Origin of the sequence: Larsenimonas rhizosphaerae (genome assembly GCF_026240105.1) — a bacterium.
Lineage (GTDB): Bacteria > Pseudomonadota > Gammaproteobacteria > Pseudomonadales > Halomonadaceae > Larsenimonas > Larsenimonas rhizosphaerae.
In genome coordinates, this window is record NZ_JAPIVE010000001.1 from 954342 (window position 1) to 976322 (window position 21981).

At 55.6% G+C, this 21981-nt stretch carries 14 protein-coding genes; 6 read left to right on the plus strand and 8 right to left on the minus strand.

Features of this window, described 5'->3' with window-relative positions:
• Position 1 precedes the first annotated feature (1 nt).
• The 5 genes from OQ287_RS04450 to OQ287_RS04470 all read left to right on the plus strand — a co-directional run bounded on the left by OQ287_RS04450 (position 2) and on the right by OQ287_RS04470 (position 5697).
• The gene (locus OQ287_RS04450) at positions 2-907 is read left to right on the plus strand and encodes a formylglycine-generating enzyme family protein (RefSeq protein ID WP_250937014.1); all 906 of its coding nucleotides are present in this window, start codon (positions 2-4) and stop codon (positions 905-907) included.
• A gap of 1181 nt (positions 908-2088) precedes the next feature.
• Complete coding sequence (locus OQ287_RS04455) at positions 2089-2781, plus strand: CDP-alcohol phosphatidyltransferase family protein (protein WP_250937017.1); 693 nt, start codon at positions 2089-2091, stop codon at positions 2779-2781.
• Complete coding sequence (locus OQ287_RS04460) at positions 2774-3706, plus strand: phosphatidate cytidylyltransferase (RefSeq protein WP_250937019.1); 933 nt, start codon at positions 2774-2776, stop codon at positions 3704-3706. Before OQ287_RS04455 ends, OQ287_RS04460 begins: the two co-directional genes overlap by 8 nt.
• A 9-nt stretch (positions 3707-3715) precedes the next feature.
• Positions 3716-4363, plus strand: coding sequence for a lysophospholipid acyltransferase family protein (locus OQ287_RS04465; protein ID WP_250937020.1), 648 nt, complete (start codon positions 3716-3718; stop codon positions 4361-4363).
• A gap of 416 nt (positions 4364-4779) precedes the next feature.
• On the plus strand, positions 4780-5697 hold the full coding sequence (locus tag OQ287_RS04470) for a formylglycine-generating enzyme family protein (protein WP_250937021.1): 918 nt from the start codon (positions 4780-4782) through the stop codon (positions 5695-5697).
• Positions 5698-5739: 42 nt separating this feature from the next.
• Here the strand turns inward: OQ287_RS04470 and OQ287_RS04475 are convergent, their stop codons facing one another.
• On the minus strand, positions 5740-8040 hold the full coding sequence (locus OQ287_RS04475) for a hypothetical protein (RefSeq protein WP_265895718.1): 2301 nt from the start codon (positions 8038-8040) through the stop codon (positions 5740-5742).
• The gene (locus OQ287_RS04480) at positions 8037-10838 is read right to left on the minus strand and encodes a type VI secretion system Vgr family protein (protein WP_265895719.1); all 2802 of its coding nucleotides are present in this window, start codon (positions 10836-10838) and stop codon (positions 8037-8039) included. The genes OQ287_RS04475 and OQ287_RS04480 overlap by 4 nt, the downstream gene beginning before the upstream one ends.
• Before the next feature lie 118 nt (positions 10839-10956).
• Here OQ287_RS04480 and OQ287_RS04485 point away from each other — a divergent pair, with 118 nt between their 5' ends.
• Positions 10957-11223, plus strand: a complete 267-nt coding sequence (locus tag OQ287_RS04485; protein ID WP_250937024.1) for a PAAR domain-containing protein — start codon at positions 10957-10959, stop codon at positions 11221-11223.
• On the opposite strand, the gene OQ287_RS04490 is transcribed toward OQ287_RS04485, so the two are convergent.
• From OQ287_RS04490 to OQ287_RS04515, 6 genes are all read right to left on the minus strand, one after another.
• Positions 11214-12386, minus strand: coding sequence for a hypothetical protein (locus tag OQ287_RS04490; protein ID WP_250937026.1), 1173 nt, complete (start codon positions 12384-12386; stop codon positions 11214-11216). The genes OQ287_RS04485 and OQ287_RS04490 overlap by 10 nt on opposite strands.
• Before the next feature lie 2 nt (positions 12387-12388).
• On the minus strand, positions 12389-13501 hold the full coding sequence (gene tssA / locus OQ287_RS04495) for a type VI secretion system protein TssA (RefSeq protein WP_250937028.1): 1113 nt from the start codon (positions 13499-13501) through the stop codon (positions 12389-12391).
• A 203-nt stretch (positions 13502-13704) separates the two neighbouring features.
• On the minus strand, positions 13705-14235 hold the full coding sequence (locus OQ287_RS04500) for an Hcp family type VI secretion system effector (protein ID WP_250937031.1): 531 nt from the start codon (positions 14233-14235) through the stop codon (positions 13705-13707).
• Positions 14236-14509: 274 nt separating this feature from the next.
• On the minus strand, positions 14510-16999 hold the full coding sequence (gene tssM / locus OQ287_RS04505; protein WP_250937033.1) for a type VI secretion system membrane subunit TssM: 2490 nt from the start codon (positions 16997-16999) through the stop codon (positions 14510-14512).
• A gap of 29 nt (positions 17000-17028) precedes the next feature.
• The gene (gene tagF / locus OQ287_RS04510) at positions 17029-17940 is read right to left on the minus strand and encodes a type VI secretion system-associated protein TagF (RefSeq protein ID WP_250937036.1); all 912 of its coding nucleotides are present in this window, start codon (positions 17938-17940) and stop codon (positions 17029-17031) included.
• 18 nt (positions 17941-17958) lie between these two features.
• Complete coding sequence (locus OQ287_RS04515; RefSeq protein WP_250937039.1) at positions 17959-21978, minus strand: type VI secretion protein IcmF/TssM N-terminal domain-containing protein; 4020 nt, start codon at positions 21976-21978, stop codon at positions 17959-17961.
• Positions 21979-21981: the final 3 nt, after the last annotated feature.

Consider the following 21981-nt stretch of genomic DNA (forward strand, 5'->3'; position numbering starts at 1 on the left):
CATGATGTTGCACAGTAAAACCGTCTTTGTCTCGCTACTGACACTGGGCCTGACCGCCTGCAATGGCAGCCAGGCTGACAGCGAAGAAAACTCACAAGCCGTCAAGGATCTGATCCAGAAGACGAAAGACAACATGATCCTTGTCGAAGGTGGCTCTTTCCAGATGGGGGACTTCGGGCCAATTGATCCCAATTTGACAGGCAGCGACAAGGGCCTGCCCTACAGTGCTGACGAAGATAACAAGCCACTGCACAAGGTCACACTCGATACCTTTTACATGTCGCCGACCAAGGTCACCTATGCCGATTACGATGTCTTCACGGCGGCAACCGGTCGGGAAAGGATCAACACGACGAATGAGTTCGAAATGCAGTTCCGTCAGGACAATGTTCCTGCCGGTGTCGATTGGCAACAGGCCCATGATTACTGCAGCTGGCTGGCCGACGAAACGTCCTTGCCTTTTGCATTACCTACCGAAGCTCAGTGGGAATACGCGGCACGGTCAGGAGGACAGTTCATACCTTACGGTACCAGCACCGGCACGCTTGAAAAGGGTAAAAGTATTCCAACCAGGTATGATGTAGACAAGGCAACACATACGGGCATAAGAAGTAATCTAGCGCCTTACCCTGTGACGCTTTATCCACCTAACAAGCTTGGTTTTTATCAAATGGGAGATAACGGTAGAGAGTGGGTATCTGATTGGTATCAGGCTTCTCCTGAAAAAAATCCTCAAGGGCCTGAAAGTGGAAATGAAAAGGTCGTAAGAGGTTTACCGCGCGGAGAGGGCTGGGGAGGCGCTCTAACGATAGAGCGTTATCATGTGCGTCCCGACATAGGTGAATATTCTCTACATACAGAGTATTCCTTTCGCTGCGTCGTAAGTTCCGAAGCCATGGAAAAATAAATATCAGTGGGTAGATGAACATGAAAAACACCCCTTCTTTTTATATTCAGGCCACCATAGTGGTAGTTTTGCCAGGCAAGCAGATAACTTCTGCCGAATTATTACAAGGCTTGTAAAATCCCGGTGCAACTCGCTGTTGAACCTGCGTAAAGTATTATTCCACTCGATTACTTACCATGCGATCTCCCTTGGGAGCCACCTCCGGGAGGTCCTGATATATTCTTCGAAGGTCGTTGCCGTAATCGCTAGTGTAAATTTTCGAAAGTCCAGGCAAACTTTCGATTCGATCCTTTTCCCCATACCGAGAAAGCCATATACTTTCCCCTCTCCTTCCTTTTGGCGGACTTTTTGTCCGCCGCAGATAGCTCAGTCACTGTACATCTTCCTGCCCCCTTTCCTGCAACCTGACCTGAGGTTTGTTATCTCGCGCAGCAACGCTCATGGGCCAGACCAAGGTTCCTCCAGGCCCTGTCGCAACACGGCTAATTTAAACATATGCAACATGGCAGGTCGGCACTCAAGGCACGTTATTGCACACCAAATTCTGCTTGAAAAGTCAGCTCGCATGCAGCGCTCGATACAGGACAGCATCACCATGGCCCTGAAGCTGCTGGCCAGGCTTGTAATAACGGGTATTCAACCGCTGAAGATAAAATTGTTTCCGCACTTATCTCGAGATCTACATTAGCGGAGCTTTTTGGAGTTTACGATATGACCATCCGCCAGTGATGCAACCAGGATATTAGTCACGATCGCAGCGCCCCCAATTAAATTAATAACACATTGACTAAAAATTAAATCAGGACGCCAAAAGGAGTCTGATAATCGATTTATATAACTATATTTATAAAAAAGAACCCAATATTTAAATAACAATAATTAGATATCAATCGCCTTTCCAGCCTACTGGATCGCTGGAAAATAAATATCTTTTTTTACTATGGACTTTACGCCCATGAGCCTTTATTAATGTCACCTCGCCTAATAAAGAGCGGCAATGCAAACAGACCAGAAGATCTTCGGACTGAACATCTATACCCACTGTGTTAGCCGCGATACTGCTACGAGGCAGCTGGTACTGCATCTTTGCCTGGATGACTGCCAGTGGGTTGCCTGGCGAGTACGCCACTGTTTAACCATTGCAAAGTATCCCATTAACCGAGGCTTTCAGGAGTTCTACCTTGCCACCTTCCAGCCTACATCGGCGCCCTATCAAGAGCCGTGAAAATTGCCTTGCGCAGCGTACCGCGGCCTGGCTTAATCAACGTGGTTTCACGCCTAACCAGATCTCGCTTGCAAGTATCGGCTTCGCCGCTGCTGCTGCACTAATACTGGTATTCTGGCGTCATGCATCCGGCGGAATGCAGTGGCTTCTACCCCTGCTCGTCATCCTGGGTATCCAGGGTCGGCTTTTGTGTAATCTCTTCGACGGTATGGTCGCCGTGGAGGGGGGACGTTCGACCCTGGCCGGGGAACTCTACAATGACATGCCGGACCGAGCGGCAGATGCACTTTTACTCGTAGCTGCCGGCTACGCCTCAGGAGCCTTCTGGAGCCTTGGCCCATGGATGGGCTGGCTGGCCGCGATTCTGGCCGTCATGACGGCATACGTTCGCGTACTTGGCGCCTCGATGGGGGCGCCGATGCGCTTCTCGGGCCCTATGGCAAAGCAACACCGCATGGCGCTGCTCAGTGGCGCCTGTTTGTTCAGCATGCTCGAACCCTATCTTTGGCAAAAAGGTATCGTACTACTGCTCGCAGTGGGTATCATCGCCGCCGGTAGTGCCTGGACCATTGTCCGTCGTACGCGGCAGATTCATGCACACTTCGAGGAGGCTAACGAAGGCTTATCCGAGGGCGGGCACGATGTTTGAGATTGCGCCGCACGTTGAAACCGTAGTTATCGCGATACTTGGGCTGCTCTGTCTCGCCAGCCTCACCCGTATATTTCTCGATCAACGCCGTCCAGCACAAGATAACCTCGAGCTCAAACAACGTATTAGGTCCTGGTGGTGGATGCTTGGTCTGTTGTTTGTGGTCCTGCTTTCAAGTCGAAATGCAGGTATTGTCTTTTTCGCCTGTCTCAGTTATCTAGCGCTCAAGGAATTTTTCTCGATCGTGCCAACACGGCTAGTGGATCGTCGCGTACTGTTCTGGGCCTACCTCGCAATTCCAATGCAGTACCTGTGGGTGTGGCATGATTGGTACGGAATGTTCAGCGTCTTCGTGCCGGTTTACGTCTTCTTGTTTCTACCGGTACGTATGCTGCTGTTGGGCGATAGCGTGGGCTTCATTCGCGCAGCGGGTGTAATACACTGGATGGTGATGCTGGCGATCTATTCAATCAGCCATCTCGCAGCGTTGCTGACGCTACCCGTGCTTAATCCCGCAGCAGGGTATCTGGGACCCGTACTATTTGTACTTTTCATAACACAGTTCAACGATGTGTGTCAGTACGTGTGGGGCAAGCAGATCGGTAAGCGAGCGATCCTTCCCAAAGTAAGCCCCAACAAAACCTGGGGTGGTTTTCTGGGTGGGGTGATGACAGTGACGCTCTGTGCTGGCATGGCCGGTCCCTACCTGACAGGAATGTCCTGGCCGCTGTCGCTGGCAGCGGGTGCGATCATCGCCGTATGCGGATTTTTCGGTGACGTTGTCATCTCTTCAGTCAAGCGCGATCTAAATATCAAGGATACCGGGCAGCTCATTCCGGGCCACGGCGGGATTCTCGATCGGCTCGATAGCATCATCTATACAGCACCAATTTTCTTTCATTTCTACCGCTACGTCGCTTATTAAGGTGTCGCCATGCAACGCTGGCTGAAAGTGCTCTTTTTCCTTCTGATCGTGAGGCCATTAATCATCTTCGTCATCGGTCTCAATGTATTCCATCGCGAACGACTCCCGCGAAGGGGGCCACACGTGCTGGTCGCAAACCACAATAGCCATCTAGACACACTGGTATTGATGAGTCTATTTCCCTTGCGGGACCTGGCTCGCGTGAGGCCGGTGGCGGCAGCGGACTATTTTCTTGCCAACCGCTGGCTGGCCTGGTTTTCGACTCGTGTACTTGACATCATTCCAATTCATCGTGACGGACATGTGGGGAGAGATCTAATGGCCGATTGTCATGAAGCTCTGGCGGCTGGTGACATCCTTATTCTCTTTCCAGAGGGTAGTCGGGGCATACCCGAAACCATGCAGCCGCTGAAAAAAGGAATCTTTCATTTGCTCAAGGAAAGCGCAGAGATCCCCCTGACCCCGGTTATGCTGAGAGGTTTGGGTCGGGCGCTCCCCAAAGGCGAGGCGCTGCTGGTGCCCCGCAATTGCGATGTGGCCGTGGGTGAGCAGATGCACGTTGATAACGACTGCGCTGTCTTCATGAGCTCACTTGAAGCCGCTTTTGAAGCGCTTGTTGAGCAGTGCCGAGCTAGTGCCTGGTTTGATAAATGGTAGTAGTGTGAATACCGACTCGTAAGTGGAAGCGATGCAAATAAAAAAGCTGTGCAAAAAATTGCTACAGAATCACTCATCCTGCGCTTTATTCGCTTGAATTTTTTCTCCCCATACCCGAAGAAAAGCCTTTAGGCCGGCGCTCTGTACGAACATTGAGAGTCTCTCTACAACCGAGGCAATCATGCTCAAATCCTCTCTCGCGTCACGCCCAGCAAGTGCCCCTGGGCCAGATGGGTGGATTCCGGGGTGCTCAGGGTCATGCCGGTTGGGGCACGAACACTCCATCCCAGCCGCCGGCACTAGGGTTGAGGGCCAACTGCTCTTTCCAGGTAAAATTCTGATAGTGAAACAATCACTAAATGAGAATTTCTGTGGCAGGATTGTCGTTTCTAGTAAAAGATGCGAGGGAATTTCTAATGTTGCGCAGTAGAACCGCTTTTATATCACTACTGGCACTGGGCATGACAGCTTGCAATGGCAGCCAGGCTGACAGCGAAGAAAACTCACAGGCCGTCAAGGATCTAATTCAAAAGACGAAAGACAACATGATTCTTGTGGAAGGCGGTTCCTTTCAGATGGGAGACTTCGGGCCAATCGATCCCAACCTGACCGGTAGCGACAAGGGCCTGCCCTACAGTGCTGACGAAGACAACAAACCGCTGCACAAGGTCACACTCGATACCTTTTACATGTCGCCGACCAAGGTCACCTATGCGGATTATGACGTCTTCACGGCGGCGACCGATCGAGAAAAAATCAATAATACCAGTAAAGTTGAGATGCAGTTCAGGCACCCTAACGTACCTGCTGGCGTCAATTGGCAACAGGCCCGTGATTACTGCAGTTGGCTAGCCGCCGAAACTTCATTGCCTTTTGCATTACCTACCGAGGCTCAATGGGAATATGCAGCGAGGTCAGGTGGCAAGTTCATAGCCTATGGCACAAATACAGGTACACTTGAAAAAGGAAAAAGCATACCAACTACAAATGAAGTAGCGAAAACTACCAACGCAGGTGACTTTAGTAATCTCGCACCCTATCCCGTCGACATGTACCCACCGAACCCGCTCGGACTATACCAGATGAGTGACAATGGATACGAATGGGTCTCTGACTGGTACCAAGCTGACTATTACCAAAGCTCTCCCGAAAAAAATCCCAAGGGGCCTAAAAATGGTAAAGAAAAAGTTGTAAGAGGATTACCCCATGGTGATGGACAGGGAGGAGCATTAACTATTGAGCGTTATCGTGCCGATCCAAAACTGGAATCCAAAAATACGCCTATAACTTTTTCATTCCGGTGCACATCTAATTCCAAAGATATAGAAAAATAAAAATGCGGGTGGGCAAATAACTTGCCCACCCGCATTTGATACCTAAGACACCATCATCTTATTAGGTAAAAATATAATATCAGTAGAATTGTTGCAGGGCGTATAGAAATTTGGCGTAACCTTTTGTTCTATCTGCGTAAAATATTCCTCTACTCGATTACTCACCATACGATCCCCTTTGGGAGCCACTTCTGGAAGGTCCTCATATATTCTTCGGAGGTCATTACCGTAATCACTAGTGTAAAGTTTCGAAAATTCAGGCAAGCTTTCAATTCGCTCTCTTTCTCCCATACCGAGAAAGCCGTATATTTTCTCTTCCCCTTCCTTTTTGCGGACTTTTTTGTCTCCCGAAGATAGCTCGGTTACTGTAATGGCCGGTGCCACTCTCTCCATCACACAATCAAACTCAGCTTTTGATTGCACCCACTCGAAAACCCGAATAATAGCTCTTTTTCTGTTAGGTAAAGCGCCAAAACGCCAAGCATCACGGTCGAAAGGAGATGCTGCATTACGCCAATCCATTTCATCGACAATAGTGCTAGTTGTTAGTAGATAAAGAAGGGCACCTTTAGCTTCTGGTGAAGCATATTTCAAGACATCTGGGTCTGCATTAATTCGGGATGTCAACTCCCCTCTTTCGATACCTCTTTCTATACTGGCTTTTATTTCCTCATATTTTTCTTGAGCCGTTATAGATATAGCCGCCGCAGTTTCATCCAAGAAATTTTCGACTTGTTCTCCTGTAATTATAACCAAATAGACCAAATTAGATATGGCTTGAAATGCTTCTGCACCTATAAAATCTAAGCGTTGAAAATTGACATGTCTGAGTTGATAAGCTGTCCACTTGATAAATTCCAGCACCAGATCCTTGTCGACTTCTCCCGAAACCTTTCCCTTGGCACCTACGCCCCAACAAAAACCTGCCTTGGCCATAAAGGTAAACTTGCCTTGCCTATAACCAATCTGCAGCCCCCCTTCAAATCCCCCGCCGGCCTGTGCGGTCAACTGCGGCGCCAATTTTCCGAAAGGTCGAAACTCATCGACCTCCGGGTTTTTCCATTCGATCTGACCGGTCACCGTGCACTCCAGTTCGGCGCCTGCGAAGGCCCGAATCTGATTGCCGTCGGCATCGTCTTCGTCATCACTTGTCGACATGTCGACTCGCTGCATACCAGGCAAGCCATTGGGGTCCAGTGTGCCTCTGATGCCCGCTGTTCTGCCGTTGGGACTGCTGAGATCGGCCTCGATATTCAATTCGGCAGCAAGACTGGCGCCCACACGTCCCTCGGAGGCCAGAATGACATGAGAGCGCAGCATGCCCAGATCAATCAGCTGCATTGCTGATGAGTCATCGTCTTCTCTGCTAGGGAGCTGAAACTGCATCATGTAGCCGCCGGGTGGCTCATAGCAGTGAATTTCGCTTTTGGCCTGTGCCAGCATCAGTGAGGCATGCCCGCTGGCCTTGATAGTGCCCTTGCCCTCAAAAGGGCTCGCGTTGATGGAGATACCGCTGGCACCGTGGGTCCAGCGCATCAGTTGCGCCTCATTATTGAGCGCCACCTTTATGGCGCCTGACTCATGATCGCCACCGGACTGGGTTTCAGCGTTCAATTCAAGGTTTCTGTTGATTGCTTCGCTCCAGTGGAACAGCTCCTTTTCCTGGTCTTCCAGCGCCAGCCAGCCGTCGACCCAGTCATTACGTCCTTCCATCTTGCCCGGTAGCGCCTTGAGCTGAGCATCCAGCGTTGCCCAGTCCACTCGGCCATGCTCATTCAACACTTCATCGTCGGATGCCGACGCTAAAGGGTATCTTTCCCAGTCGGGAGAAATTTTGCTGGCTCTGACGTATCCCATCCGAAATCCGGCCGAAGATTCACTGGCCCCTCGGCGCTGAAGCGCGACAAGCTCTACAATATTGTTGCTCTCATCATCCGGGGCAGTCAGTGAATCGATCACGTCATTGAATTGTGCGTTGGCCTGATTGAGCGCCCTGCGTGCCAGTTGAACCTGAATCGCGACCGAGCCCTGGTTCCCAACGCCTCCGGCACGATCGATATCCAGCCGCTCTCCGGGCTTGAAATAGCTGCCATGGATATAGGCGATGTATCTATTTTGCCAATATTTCAGATTTGCCATCGCTTCCTGTTGTGCATCGACCAGAGCCTCCAGTGTTCTCAATTCATTGCTGAACGAACACATGGCTTCCTGAGGCACCAATAGAATGGTGTTTTTGCCTGTCATGTAGAACATCTGAGCAGCAGGCTCATTCGATGCCCGAGCCCCATCGGCACATATTCTTGTTTGAGATTGTCCATGGGCAGTAGCGGTAGAACTGGTCATGACAGGCTGCCTTCTGCATCATCGAAACGATCCAGGATCGTCACTTTTAGCTGTTGTGAGGTACGGGTCATTATCTTGCCGGTTTTTCCTTCACCGTCAGCCCGCCCTTCAAATACCCTGCCTTCGGCAGTTTCAATCCGGTAAGAAGCATAGGGCAGTGCCTCGCCCGATTGTTTATCGGTCAGGAAAAAGTACTGCTCGTAGGGGCCCTCCTGCTCTGGAAGCTTGTCAAAAGCCATGGGTTGGCTCGTCCCCCCCGTAAAGCTCTTGCTCGCGCCCTTGATGTCCACCTTGCCTGGCGCATGAATCTCGATATTGCCACCCTTGAGGCGTACGTAGGCGCCGCCGCTGACCAGCAGGATCTCCTCGGCGGCGGCGAGATCGATCTTCTGATCGCTGGAGGTGGCGTCGACGTTGTGGCGGGCGGTGGCTTCCAGATTGTCGGACTGGGCCTGCAGGTCGATTTTGCCGCGGGCGGCAAGCAGCTTGATGCCGGCGTTTTGTACGAACAGCGAGAGTTTCTCTGCAGCTGACGCGATCAGGCTGCGGCCGGTGGCGATGCTCACATCCTCGCCCGAGGTCACGCCCAGCGAGTGCCCCTGGGCCAGGTGCGTGGATTCCGGGGTGCTCAGGGTCATGCCGGCCGAGGCGGCGGCGTGCAGCCAGGGAGCCTTGAGGCCAGGACTCTGACCGCGCCCGCCGCTATCGATGGCGCCGCGGGCAGTGCCTTGATCCCCACCGAGCATTTCACTGTTACCGTAGTGAGCCTGGGTATCGTCTCCGGCCTTTTCAAGGGATTCGTTGCTCTCGAGTGGCTCGGCGTTGTGGCCGGCGGCGCTCTGACTCAGGGATTCGGCCATCTCGTGGGCGGTGCTGAGCTGCTGAAAGGCCGGTCGCAGATCAAGCTGATCGCCACTGGCGCCGAGCTGGCCCCAGCTGGAGAGATACAGCCCTTCATTGGCGCGGATGGCGCCATAGGCGTCGGTGCGCAGCTCAAAGCCGGTACCCCGGAAGGCGCCGCGGTGATTGCCGTGCTGGTGAATCAGGTAGCCGAGGTTGAGCTGGCTTTTCGAGTGCTCGGAGTTGAGCCGCACCCGCTCCTGATCGGTAGCGTCATCGAAGACCAGTTCGTTGTACTTGCTGCCACGGTAGGTCTTGCTCTTGATACCGGAGAGCAGGCCGTTGCTGTGCCAGTCGGGGGTCTGCTCGCCGTTGTAGATGCGCCCGGTGATCAGGGGCCGATCGGCGTCGCCTTCGAGGAAATCGACCAGCACTTCCTGACCGATACGGGGCACGAACACTCCACCCCAGCCGCCGCCGGCACTGGGCTGGGCGACCCGCAGCCATACACCGGCCTGTTCGTTGCGCTGACCCGTACGGTCCCAGTGGAACTGGACGCGCACCCGGTTGAGGTGATCGGTGTGGATCTCCTCGCCTTCAGGCCCCACCACAGTGGCGGTCTGCGGGCCGCCGAGCACCGGGCGGCGATGGGTCAGCGGGTGGCGGTAGGGCTGGCTGCGGCGCTGGGCCTCGATATCAACCAGGAAGTGGCCGGTGCCGGCGCTGCGGTAGTTGTCCAGCAGCTCGGCGCTCTGATCACCGTCTTCCTTTTGATCTTCATCCAGACCATGGGCGCGGCGGGCGGCGTCCATTTCGGCCTGCAGGCTGCCGGGCAGGCGTTTGAGATGGGCCGAGACCGGCAGGGCGTTTTCGGCATACGTGGTGATGCCCAGCAGCAGGAACTGCCGTTCGGCCTCGCCGCCGGTGTCGTGCAGCGGGTGCTGGGTGAGTTCGAACCAGTGGCCGGCCTGCAGCTGACGGGCGCCGCCGGCACCGTGGAAGCGCCTGGCCAGCGATTCGTGGGCCTCGAGGCGGTTCTCGGTCAGTCGTTCGCCGCGCTCAAAGCCGTGGTAATAGTACTCGCCGGCGTAGTCGTAGACTTCACTGGCCGGCAGGTTGCCCTGCTCATCGAGGGTGTCGAGTCCGGTGCGTTTGGTGAGCGCGGGCTGCTTGTAGTCAAAGGTGCCGACGCTGACGCGGGTGGGCTGGGCGCGGCGCGCGGCGCCCCACTGGTTCAGGGCGTCCTCGGTCTCGGTGGCGGCCTGGCGATGAAAGCGGATCGCCTGCGGGCTGACCGGCGGACAGGTGTCGACGTCGTCGGTGATGACCAGCCGGTGGCCGTCGAAGGCGACACTGTTGTCGCCACCGTCGTCATCACTGACGCCGTCCCCGGCGTGTTCGAAGTAATACCACAGGCCTTCTTCCTCACACAGCCGGCTGATGAAGTTGAAGTCGCTCTCGCGGTACTGGACACAGTAGCTGCGCGGCGGGTACTCGCGACGCAGGTCGAAGCGATAGCCGCCGCGGGCAATGAGGTGGCCGTCAAACACCTCGGTGAGGATATCGACCGCGCTGCGATCCTGAAACAGGCGACTGTCGCGGCCCAGTTTGAGCATCGCAAGCCAGGGTACCAGAGTGAGCTGGTAGTAGTAGACGCCGCCGTCCTCGCCCAGCAGCGCGGCCTCCTCGACCAGTGCATGGCGGGTGCGAGTGCTGCCGTCAGCCTGCAGAACGCTCAGCTGCGCGGGCTGGGCCATCAGCGACGTGAGTTCGATATCGCCCTGCTGGGCCACGCAGTCGAGGCGATAGCGAAACGGCGTGCTGACGCGTTCCTCGCCCACCAGCCTATGCGGCAGCAGCGCTGTCCCGGGCAGCGCCAGCCGCAGCAGACGCTGCGACTGAGACAACGTGATATCGAACGCGTCCTGAATGCGCTCCATCAATGAAGTTGCTGCCATCTCTCCCTCCCTCGCACTGACCGCTTGTGCCATGCCGCTGGCAGTGGCTAAATTAACCTTCATTAACGCTCCCGGGCCGGGGCGTTTTCCTTCATTCCTTTCGGGGAGTTGCGACCATATGAAAGGCATCGTTGTACTGGGTGACGCTACCAGCCATGGCGGCAAGGTGATTACCGCGCAAAGCAACTATCTGCTCAACGGCAAGCCGGTGGCCTGTGTGGGCGACAAGGTGACCTGCCCGAAAAGCGGCCACAGCACCAGTGCCATTGTCGAAGGGCACCCGACCATGACCGTCAACGGCAAGCCGGTGGCCATGCATGGCCACAAGACGGCCTGTGGCGCCACGCTGATCTCCTCGCATAATGGTGATCACGGTCATAATTGATCCGCCATAACTGTCGGGCCGATACAGGCCCGTAATACCAGCGCTCGGCTCTGCATTTCATCGGCAATGTTCAGTACCAGTGCGCAGTCGTGCTGTTTGAGCCGCGCCGTGGCCAGTACCAGCTGCAGGGCGCTCATCGCCTCGCCCGGCCATCCGCCGTGAATATCTACCCCGATACCATCGTCAATCAGATCCAGCATTTCCCAGCGGGCCATCAGCGCTCCTCCGGCTTCTACCGCACGTCCCGGCAGTGTCAGGCTGTCTACCACCAGCCATGCCGGTGCGACAGGCAAGGCCTGGTTTTTTTCTGTGGTATCGGGCGGCGTGCCGGTATTATCGGGCCAGACCTGACCGAGCAGAGCGAAAAGCTGCTCACGGCGATAATAGTCACGCTGTTCGGAGCGCTTTTCATGGCGGCAGGTTGTGGCCTTCTCGATCATCCAGCCCTGATCAAAGGCGTCATGATCCGGCAGCACACGCTGAAGCAGCAATGCACTCACTGCCTCCCCGGGGTGCAGGCCTGGCCCTTTTGACGAGCGCCCCAATACACCTCGTGCCTCAAGGCGTGCCACATCATCGTCATTGAGCAGGCTGTCAGCGCTCAGCCAGAGCGCCCAGGCTGCGCCGCCCTCTTCCGGCACCGCCATTTGATCGTGCAGCTCCCCCTGACAGGGCGCCAGGCGAGCACTTTCGAGACGATCTCCATACTGGGTCTCCATGATGGCCTCGCGCGCCTGTGCCAGTATGATATCGCCAGCCTGAGATGACCTGATCGGCAGTGTGAGTATCAGATCGAACCCCGCCCCTTCCGGCAGGGCTTCCAGCATGATCAAGGCTTCGACCATCAGGGTCTGAACCAGCGCATTCAGCCGATGTGCCTTGTGCTCCAGCCGCTTGAGGCGGTTGTCCTCCAACGGCATGACATCCTTAATGGGATGCACCAGCAGACGATAACCATCCGGGCCATGGAGGGATTCGGAAAGCTCCGGCGGGATGGCATCAGGCAGCACGCCACGTGCCACGAAACCTGCGGGTGTCAGCGCCACACCATCGACCAGATGAAGACGATCGGGCAGGTAATCACTGCGCGCAGTCGTCTCAACGACAGGTACAGCCTCCTGATGGCGCTGATGAAGCAGATCAAAGATCGAAGAGCGAGACATGATCAGTCGTCATCCCGTTGCTGAGTACCCAGGGTATCACGAATATTGTCGATCACACCGTCATCCTTGATGACGTCCTTGAGCCACTCTTCAAGCGGCATCCGCCCCCATTTGATGGCACGCTCAACCAGATAGGGAACCGGGCTGTGCGGTTCGCGTTCCTTGAAGTAGCGGGCCACACCGTTGAGCATTTCAAAGGCTTCGTCACGGCTTTGCGGATGCTTGCGAAGGCTCCCGGTCGGCGCAGTACCAACCGACGTTGATGGCGCTTCATTCAAAGGGGCAACAGCGCCCGCTTCCGATATGACGATGGGCGCGTCGAGCGACGTCTCATCGCTTTCGCTGGTAAAACTCGCGCCGCGGTCACGCAGCAGACGCTCGGTGAGATCTCGGCACTGATCCATGACCTTTTGCAACGCGCCATAGCTGGGGGCATCGCGTCCGAATCTCTGATCACAGATGCTGCCCAATTGGTGCAGACCGGTCAGTGCTTCGACGATATTGGCATGGCGGTCCTTCAGGAAGTCGGTACTGCTGAGTACAACGGAACGCTGGAAAATTTCATCGTTGATCTTGCCTTCTCTCAGGGCGATGTCCATGGCATCAGGATCATTGCGCGCCTGGTTTTCGACCTGACGAGACTCCTCATGATCGGCAAGACCGTATCCCTCGCCAGCCACCAGCGGCAGAGTACGAACAACGCCTGTCAGCGTGTCACTCAACCAGCCCAATCGAGCAGAGCGCTCTTCGAGGTCATCCTCATCAAGCTCGGGGTAAAGGCTTTCCCAGTACTCGTCGAGCAGCCGCCCCATCAGATGGAGGCCAAAGCGAACGCCGGCAAATCCTTCTTGATGGGCAAGCCCTTCACACAGCCAGCCGGCCAGCTGAATATCCTTGCTTTGCTCGGCCAGTGCCTGACCGGCCAGACGAATAACCAACCCCCAATCAGCCTGTTTGAGCTCGGTCTGCCACTCCCCCTGTGGGAGATAGTCCGGGTCGGCACGACGTGCTTCCTTGATGTCGTCAAAAAGCAGGGAAAAGGTGAGGTCTTCGCCACTGCTGCCATCGATTGGCGCCAGCAGCGCTTCGACGGAAAGCTCACCGAGTTCATTCATTGCCCCTCTCCTGATCCCTTGTACCTGATGGATATATCATCCTTCAGGTCACACTGTATTAAAACCATGAAGTATACAGGCTGATAAAACGCAATACGCCCACCAGAGCCATCATTGATGCCAACTGGCGGGCGCAAAGGGAACGATCAGGCAGCCCTCATGGCAAGTGCCGCCCTGTCATTCTCAACGAACAGCGCTCGAACTCAGGAATAGACCTTGTTGCGAGTGCGATCCCAGCCGCCAGCGACGTTGCCGCCGCCCTGACCATCAGAGCGTTTCTGCTGGGTGTAGGTGATCTTGATGCGCGCATAGTTGAACTTAATGGTTTCATGCGGCAGATCGTGACGGTCTTCGTTCTGATCCTGCTCGAAGCCGGTCGATACGGAAGTACCTTCCATGTTGGTCGAGGAGACAATGACCTCTTCCATTTTTACTTCCATGTAACGCACCTTGTCGCCACCGGCACGGTTGACGTTCATGGTGATTTCCTTGATGTGCTGGCCCTTGCAGCAGGCTTCAAACAGCTTGGCAGAAGCCTTGTCGATGAACTTCTGAACACGGAATTCGCTCAGGTTCACACGTTCGGCAGATGCACCACCGGCGGAGCTTGCCGTCGCCGATGTGGATTGACTGGCACCGAAATCAAAGCTCAGCAGCTCGATCCAGTCCTTGTGCTTGTCATCCAGGCTTTCACCCGGGATACCATCGATCTTGAGATACGTATCAAATGCCATGTTATCCAGTTCTCCTATATTTTCAGTGTCTGAAAAAGCGCTGCCGACATGTCGACGTCTTCTTCTCTCACTACCGTGTATGCGGCAGTGAGGTGCTGCGCACCTCGGGACTGACTACTCCAGCACCAGGGCCGCCTGCCCGTGGCCAACCAATGATCGGCTTCACATCGGTTGACTCGAATTATATATAAAACGACTTTTGCAGTGAACGCTAACATATAGGTTTTCAAGCTGAATTCTTGACTGTTTCAGCCTTCAACAATTTATTTTCATCTCATGATTGCTTGCGCACCTCGATTTCAACACGCCGATTGGGTGCCATGCACTCGATCAAATCAGCGCGCGATTGTTGTCTCTCACAGCTCACCAGAGGTCGATCACTACCGGCACCAATGGCTTCAATCAGCTCTGCAGGGACACCCTTGCCCACCAGATACTGACGAACCGTACGAGCCCGCTGCAGGGATAGCTTCCGATTGGTTTCGGCATTGCCAATGGGATCGGCGTGTCCGGTGATCTTGATCTCGCCCAAATCACGCGTATTGAGCAACCTCTGGGCCAACGCATCGAGTTCCTGCTGCCCGGCCTTCTGCAGCCCGGCATAGTCGCCACGGCCAAAGGCAAAAAGCGTATCCGACTCCAGCACAATGGTTTCCGCCGAGGAAAGCGTCTGCTCCAGCAGGCTGTCGATATAGTTTCGACTGCTCGACATCAAAAACGCATTGGAAGCAATGCGTGGCACATCGGCTTCAGGCAACTGGCTGGCATAGAAGTCGATCTGACGGCCCGCTTCCCTATAGTCCTCACCGGCCTGGGTATCGCTATCAGCATTACGGGCAATATCGGGGTACCAGAACGCCGGAAGCTGATTGCGCAGGCGTGCAGAGTCAATGTCACCACGGTCGGCTTCCGAGAGCATCAGGTAGGTATCCAGCGTGGCTCGACCGAATGTCGCCAGCGACTGGGCACTGTTGTTGTCAGGACGTGCAAACGGTGCCACCGTTTCCGGACCATTCACCTTGTGCAGCTCGTCGGTGCTGCGTCGGTAAACATCAATGGTGGTCAGCGCGTAGAGTGAACGGGTCAGATTATGCTCGACCGGCGCAAGCATGATGGGCTTCAACGCTTCAAAGTAGGTCTGACGCAGAGCCGGCTCGATCTCATCACCCTGATAAAGCCCCCAGCGCATGCCAAGCGGCGCGCCCCCTTCAAGGCGCCGATCATAGTAATGCTGACTCCAGCTCCTGAGCGCGTCAAGACTGTGCCAGCGAGCATACTGCTCCGGCCGGCGATCATCCTGATGACCTGCCTCGACCAGAGACTGCGACAGCATGTCGATCTCATCGTGATTGCGCAGCGCAGAATGGACCCACAGACCGCAGATCAAAAGCCCCACCAGTGCCAGTGCCGCCAGTCCACCCAATCGCTGATGTCGCTCACGGGTATTATTGACATGGCGACCGGCCAGGTGCTGATCGGCGATGATGACATCGCGAAATAGATTGGCGATGAAATACGGCCGATGCGCTCGTTCTGTAGAGGTCACAGGCGCTCGATCAAGAGCGAAGTGCCGACTGACGCTATGAGCGTGTTCCCCTTCGATCGCCTCGCCCTCCTGCAGGGCACTGATGAAATAGAACCCGCGCAGTAACGGCGCGCTTTGATAGGGATTGGCATTGGTCAATGTGCCAACAAAGTCGCTCAGAGGGCCTCGCAGGGCTTCAAATTCCAGCGGAAACTGAAACGCAGCGATCTCCCGGCGCGTATCGGTGATATCCCGTTGCGTGATTTCGTCATCCCCGACCTGCTGCCAGTGGCGACAGAGATCACCCAGGGCCCTGTCGAACTGCTCGCCCCAGTTGACGTTGTGGGGCTGCTGATGAGGAAAGGTATGGCCCAGCACGTCACTGCACCGAGCCGGATCAAGCCGTTCGAAAAAAGAGGCGAACCCCTCGATCAGATCACATTTTGTAAAGACCAGATAGATGGGCACCCGTGACTGCAGCTGCTCACGGGCCTCCTGAATGCGCTCACGCAAGCGCCGTGCCAGAAGGCCGCGCTGATGCTCATCCGCACGCATGACATCGCTGATGTTGACGGCCACAATCAGGCCATTGAGCGGACAGCGTCGTCGCTGCTCACTCAGCATGCCCATGAAGGCCTTCCATTTACCGGCCTCCTCCTCACTGTCCATATAGCGCCCGGCGGTATCCAGCAGGATGGCATCAGCACTGAAAAACCAGTCACAGTGACGCGTCCCTCCCATACCGGCCACCCGTGCATTCTCACGCTCGGCAAAGGGGAAATTGAGGCCTGACTGATAAACCATGGTGCTCTTGCCCGCGGCAGGCTGTCCAACGACCATGTACCAGGGCAGTGAATACAGTGCATCGCGTGAACGTTTTCCACGTCCACTGCCGGTACTTTTCAACCGCTCGATCGACTTGAGCAACCGCTCTCGCAGCAGGCTGATTTCTTCACGGTCCTGTGGGCTGGCACCCAGCACGGCCGCATCGGCATCATCCATCAACAACCGCTCAAGGTTGCGCTTTTGTCCTACGCCGCGATAAAGCAGCAGAACATAGAGGGCCGAGGCCAGCAAAAATACCAGGATGCCGATGAGCAGGCTGGTCAACGAAGACAGCCCCAGCGCCACCCCCAGGCGCCACACCAAAAAAATCGCGATAAAGAACAATATGCCCAGGATATAAGGCTGATACTTGAAAAATGCGTATTTCAGATAAGCTGGCTTAAAACGTTTCATCGCTGTTATCCGCTCAATGCTCACCGCCGTCAGGCGTGACTTGGAAAACGTGCCATGGCCTGTGCCAGGCTTGAATGCATATCAGGTAATGAGAGTGTTCCAGGATGCGCTTCATCCGGATGGAATGACGCCATTACATCGATGCAGCGGCGAGGATTGCCCGGCTCGGACAGCACTTCATAAAACTGCTCCGCACTTGACCAGGAGGGCATGATCAGCAGACAGGGCTGCATGAAATCATCGATCAAAAGGCTCATTACCGGCAGACCGCCGGGACAGGCACGGCCCAGCCACTGTTGCCAGAGATCCGCCACCGGGCGCTTGAGTCCGCGCTCTGCCGGTAATGGAAGCAGCGCTGCCACGGTGCTTCCCGCCTGCCAGCGCTGCATGACGTAATAAAGCCGATGCAGACAGGCTGACAAAACGAACTCGGGCCGATTCCACATCATTGCCGCCGTGATATCGGACAGACTGTAATTCTCCAGAAAGCGCTCATTAACCCGCTGATAGAGCACAAGGTCCTGATCGGTCCAGTTGCGCAACTCGGACAGTGCCCGAATCGGATCAATCAGCGCATCGCCGTGGACCGCATCGGTAAGAATCTGTCTGATCTGGCTGGCAGAAATCTCGGCCAAAGTATGCTGACAGGTCAGCGTTCGGATCCGCTCACCATTGAGCATTTGATAAATAAAAAAGGGATAGCGACGTTGCGAGGCATCCGACGAGCTGATCATCGCCCCAATCACATTTCCTCCCGCCCGGGCGTGATAGCTGAAATAACAGATGGGCAGAGCATCGAAACGCTGCTGCCAGTCCGAGTGATCCAGAAAACGTAACAAGGCCTGCTGAAACCACTGATCCAGCTCTCTAATGACCTCTCCGGAGGCATTAACACCTACAAAGTCAGCTCTGCAGGGAATCTTGCCAAAGCAACCAATCATGATGCTCGTTCCTGTTGCTCATTGGCCCATTCCGGGAATGCTGAGCGCCTTGATACGCTTGAGATCCGAAACCCTTACACCACCAAAGTTGCGCACATCAAAGCTGACTGCACCCATCCAGGTCCGCCATTCAAAGCGCTGTCGCGCTCGATCAAGAGAAGTAATGTGCGCACTATCGATCATCCGCAAAAATCCCCAACGACCGGGATAGTCAAAGACTGTATGCCGTTCGCCATTACGATTGATGATATCCATGCGGGCACCAGAGGATCGGCCACCACCAGGCCAGATCATCCGCTCCCAGTGCTGACTGTTATTGCGATAGCGAACCGTTTGACCATCAAGGGTCAGCACGATTTCCGTTAGACCCGAGGTCGGATTTATCTGCAGTTCGAAGCCGTTTTGCAGATCGGAAAGGCTGTCGATCACACGCCCAAGCTCGGTGGCATTATCGATACTCTTGAGCATGCGAGGATCGACCATATTCGAACGCTGACCGCTACCGGAACCTGCCAGGTCACCAATCTCGTCATGACGAAACTTCGACAGCAGCCCATCATCAGGATCAATGAAATGAGAGAGGTCACGGACCGAGGCTTCATTGATCGAATCAGCTACCGGATAGCGACCCGCGATCATCTGCTGCCAGGGCGTATGAACCTGATCATTCCAGGCACCATTGAGCTGAGCACGAGCCGGTCCGTCGAGGGCCTTCCTGGTATTGTCCACTGGTGTACGAAACAGGGGTTGCAGGGACGCAACCAGTGGCATTCGAGACGTGTCCACGCGCGCTGCAATAAAATTGTGCAGCGTATTGATCTCGGAAGATTGCCCCGCCAGTGTTTCCATGATCAGTAACTTACTGCTGCGCCCCGTATCCTGAGCGCCACGGATGTTATCGATGCGGTTCTTGAGCTGGCGTAGATCCAGCAGGTACTGATTGATCACGGAATCATCGCTGCCTGTGGCTTCATCAGCCGCCAGTAGCCGTGAGACAGGGCGAAAATGGCGCGCCAGCGTGCCGTCGTTGATGCGCGGAAGCGACGTCAGGTCGATCGAGTGGTCATTGGCATCGTCGTCACCGAAGACCCGGGTGACACGTGCCCAGAACCCTTGATCCTGCTCGTGGCCACGTTGATCACCTTGTTCATCACGGGTACGCGGAGAATCCCAGCGGGTGTTTTCATCCACGGCCCTCAGAACCTGGCGCAGCGGCGAGGTCTGCAGATCACTGTATTGAGCCAGCCTATTACTGGCCTGATCCAGCGTATCGAACTGCGAGACGTGAGTGCTGCCCAGAAAGCGCTCCCATGCTTTGGCATAGTCACGCTTGTAGCGAGCCATCAACTGGCTGACAAAGCGGGCCTTTGACTGTACGGCATCGTCGGTATTTTCATCATCGAGCACCCAGTCAGACTCGCGATCGAGATCGCCAGATACCGTTTTGATGATTTCCGGGCGCAGATATTGCTCCCACACTTCATGGGTATAAAGGGCCGGCACAGCGCGGCTGGCATACAACAGCCGGCCGGACATGTCAGGCACCATTCGCGACAGCGTAAGCGGATCAAAGCGCTTTTCAGCTTCAAGTTGATAGCGCAGGTACTCACGATCCACCAGGCTGCTATCGATCAGAAAGGCATTGAGATTGGCGCGCGTATCGGCCACCAGCAGCTTATTGCGCTCAAGCGCCGGCGCCTCCCCCAATTGAAGAAAGTGCACATACAGCGCCGCACTGTCCACGATGCTTTCCCTGGACAGAGCGATCTCCTTCCTCTCTGCCATGTCGGTTAACAGACGTGGTAACGCTGTGGCCACGAAGTCTGCCTGGTCCTCATGAGCGTCCGGATCCGTCAGAATCAGATAGAGCTGCAGTGAGGAGTAACCCTCTATCAGACGCTCAATGTCCGCCTGATCAAGTCGCGTCAACATTTCTTCGGAAAGCGATGGCCCGCGCTGCTGGCCTGACGTTAATGCAACACCCGATGCCTCCGCCTTATTTCCATTCAGCTCTCCTGAAACATGTCCGCCCTGGCGTATACCTTCTTCTACCTCGGTGCGCAGATCGCTGCGCGCCGAATACCAGGCATCCCGAGCACTGTCGGTAGTACGTGAACGAGCCTCACTACGCACTCGGCTCCCTACCTCGGACAGGCTGGTAGGCACGCTACCCAGCGCAGCGCGTTCGGTGGAGCTCTCCTCCATGCGGGATACGGCAGAGTTGCCGATGGCCTGACCACGAGCGCTCAGCACCTGCGCCGGACGTTCATCAGCGCCAGACTCTTCCTGCATGGATTCATTGGCAGAGAGTTCATTACGAGTAGTCTCTGCACGGGTATCGAGCCCATCATGACGACCGGCCAGAACGTCCAGGTCACGCAGCTGTCGTGCCAGACGAATCTGCAGAGGTGCCAGCGCCTCGGCCTTCAGTAGCGCCCCCCAGGCCTGCATCAGGGCATCACGCATGGCATCGCCCTGATAAAGCCCCATGTCAAGCTGCAACGGCACCCCCTGCTGCCGATACTGCTCGATGGTGGTCAACTGGCGCTGCATGTCCTCCAGCAGGGCAAGACGCTGGTCCCGATCCATGTTCATGATCGGCCCACGCTCCTTCTGCTCAAGCGTGTGTGAGATACCATCAATCCATTGGTGATTGTGCCAGGCAGACCAGCCCTGCGCTGCTATAGCGGCCACGCCCAGCAGCCCTGCCGCACCGATCAGGAGCGGCGGTAGAGCGCGGCGATTACCGTGCCTTGAGTAGTAGAGGCTCAGATTACGATCAGCGAAGATGACGTCACGAAAGGTACCGGCAATAAAATAGCTTTTTTCGCCCTGTGACTCACGATCGTTGGCCACACCAATGCTTTGCTCCAGAGCAAAGTCATGGCGCGTTTGTTCATCCAGCAGCGCTGGCAGGGCCGGACCGCCTTGCAGGGCACTGGTAAAATAAAGACCGCGCAGTACGGGGGCACGCTCACCGTGAAGCTGGCTGTCAAACTGTTCAAGAAAGTCGCTGAGCACGCCCGAGAGTTCGGCAAAGTAGTCACAAAAGCGCAGAAGCTCGCTGTCTGCCTTGAGCCCCTCCTCCATTACGCGCCGATCCACCGTGGTACGAAGCTGATCGACAAGGTGCGGAAAGCGCTGCTGAAAGGCAGCAATCACGCCCTGCTGACGAAGCTCTTCAAGAGAGAAGGTAATACCCCAGGGACGCTGGCGCTCGGCGGCATCAAGTGATTCAAAGGTACGCGTAAAACCGGGTAACAGATCTGCCTTGCTGAAAAAGAGATAAATCGGTGGATTGAGCCTCAGGCAGTCACGGTACTCATCAACCCGGCTCACCAGCTGCTCTGCCAGTGCGTGGGCCTGTTGCCGGGAGTCCTTTAACAGATCCGGCAGACTGACAACCAGCACCAGGCCGTTAATGGCGGGACGACTGCGCTGCTTGCGAAGCGTTTTCAGAAAGTCGGCAAACTCACTGGCAGGACGATCATCGGTGAGATACCGTCCAGCCGTATCGATCATTACCGCCTCACGGCTGAAGTACCAGTCACAGTGCTGGGTGCCGCTGACAGCTGAAATCTGGCTGCCGCCGGCCATGGTGGCCGAGAGTGGGGAACGGGTCAGTAATGAAGTCTTGCCAGCCGAAGACATGCCCACGACCAGATACCACGGAAGTGCATAAAGGGACGCTCTGCCACCTTCAACCGAGCGAGAGGCACGCTGCATGGACAAGGCATGCTTGAGCCGCTCTCTCAAGACCTGGTAGTCACCCGGCTCGCTGTCGGCCGCTTCACGATGCACTTCGAGTTCAACCAGGTTTTCGATGTTGCGCTCGGAGCGAATACGATGGTACTGGCGAAGAACCACGGCCAACAGCCAGACGGCGGTTACAAGGGCCATGGCAATGAAAACCTGCTCCCGCTCCTGGGTTATCAGTGGCAGCAGTAAAACACACATGACAAGCCCAGCCAGCCACAGCACGATGGCCAGTGCCCAGAACCCCTTGAGCAAGCGCAGAAATCGTAGAAATCGCATCATGTC

Excerpts from the sequence above, each read along its gene's own strand:
- OQ287_RS04450 (WP_250937014.1), top strand. The coding sequence starts at position 2 with ATGATGTTGCACAGTAAAACCGTCTTTGTCTCGCTACTGACACTGGGC.
- OQ287_RS04460 (WP_250937019.1), top strand. The coding sequence starts at position 2,774 with ATGTTTGAGATTGCGCCGCACGTTGAAACCGTAGTTATCGCGATACTT.
- OQ287_RS04465 (WP_250937020.1), top strand. The coding sequence starts at position 3,716 with ATGCAACGCTGGCTGAAAGTGCTCTTTTTCCTTCTGATCGTGAGGCCA.
- OQ287_RS04470 (WP_250937021.1), top strand. The coding sequence starts at position 4,780 with ATGTTGCGCAGTAGAACCGCTTTTATATCACTACTGGCACTGGGCATG.
- OQ287_RS04475 (WP_265895718.1), bottom strand. The coding sequence starts at position 8,040 with ATGACCAGTTCTACCGCTACTGCCCATGGACAATCTCAAACAAGAATA.
- OQ287_RS04480 (WP_265895719.1), bottom strand. The coding sequence starts at position 10,838 with ATGGCAGCAACTTCATTGATGGAGCGCATTCAGGACGCGTTCGATATC.
- OQ287_RS04485 (WP_250937024.1), top strand. The coding sequence starts at position 10,957 with ATGAAAGGCATCGTTGTACTGGGTGACGCTACCAGCCATGGCGGCAAG.
- OQ287_RS04490 (WP_250937026.1), bottom strand. The coding sequence starts at position 12,386 with ATGTCTCGCTCTTCGATCTTTGATCTGCTTCATCAGCGCCATCAGGAG.
- tssA (WP_250937028.1), bottom strand. The coding sequence starts at position 13,501 with ATGAATGAACTCGGTGAGCTTTCCGTCGAAGCGCTGCTGGCGCCAATC.
- OQ287_RS04500 (WP_250937031.1), bottom strand. The coding sequence starts at position 14,235 with ATGGCATTTGATACGTATCTCAAGATCGATGGTATCCCGGGTGAAAGC.
- tssM (WP_250937033.1), bottom strand. The coding sequence starts at position 16,999 with ATGAAACGTTTTAAGCCAGCTTATCTGAAATACGCATTTTTCAAGTAT.
- tagF (WP_250937036.1), bottom strand. The coding sequence starts at position 17,940 with ATGATTGGTTGCTTTGGCAAGATTCCCTGCAGAGCTGACTTTGTAGGT.
- OQ287_RS04515 (WP_250937039.1), bottom strand. The coding sequence starts at position 21,978 with ATGATGCGATTTCTACGATTTCTGCGCTTGCTCAAGGGGTTCTGGGCA.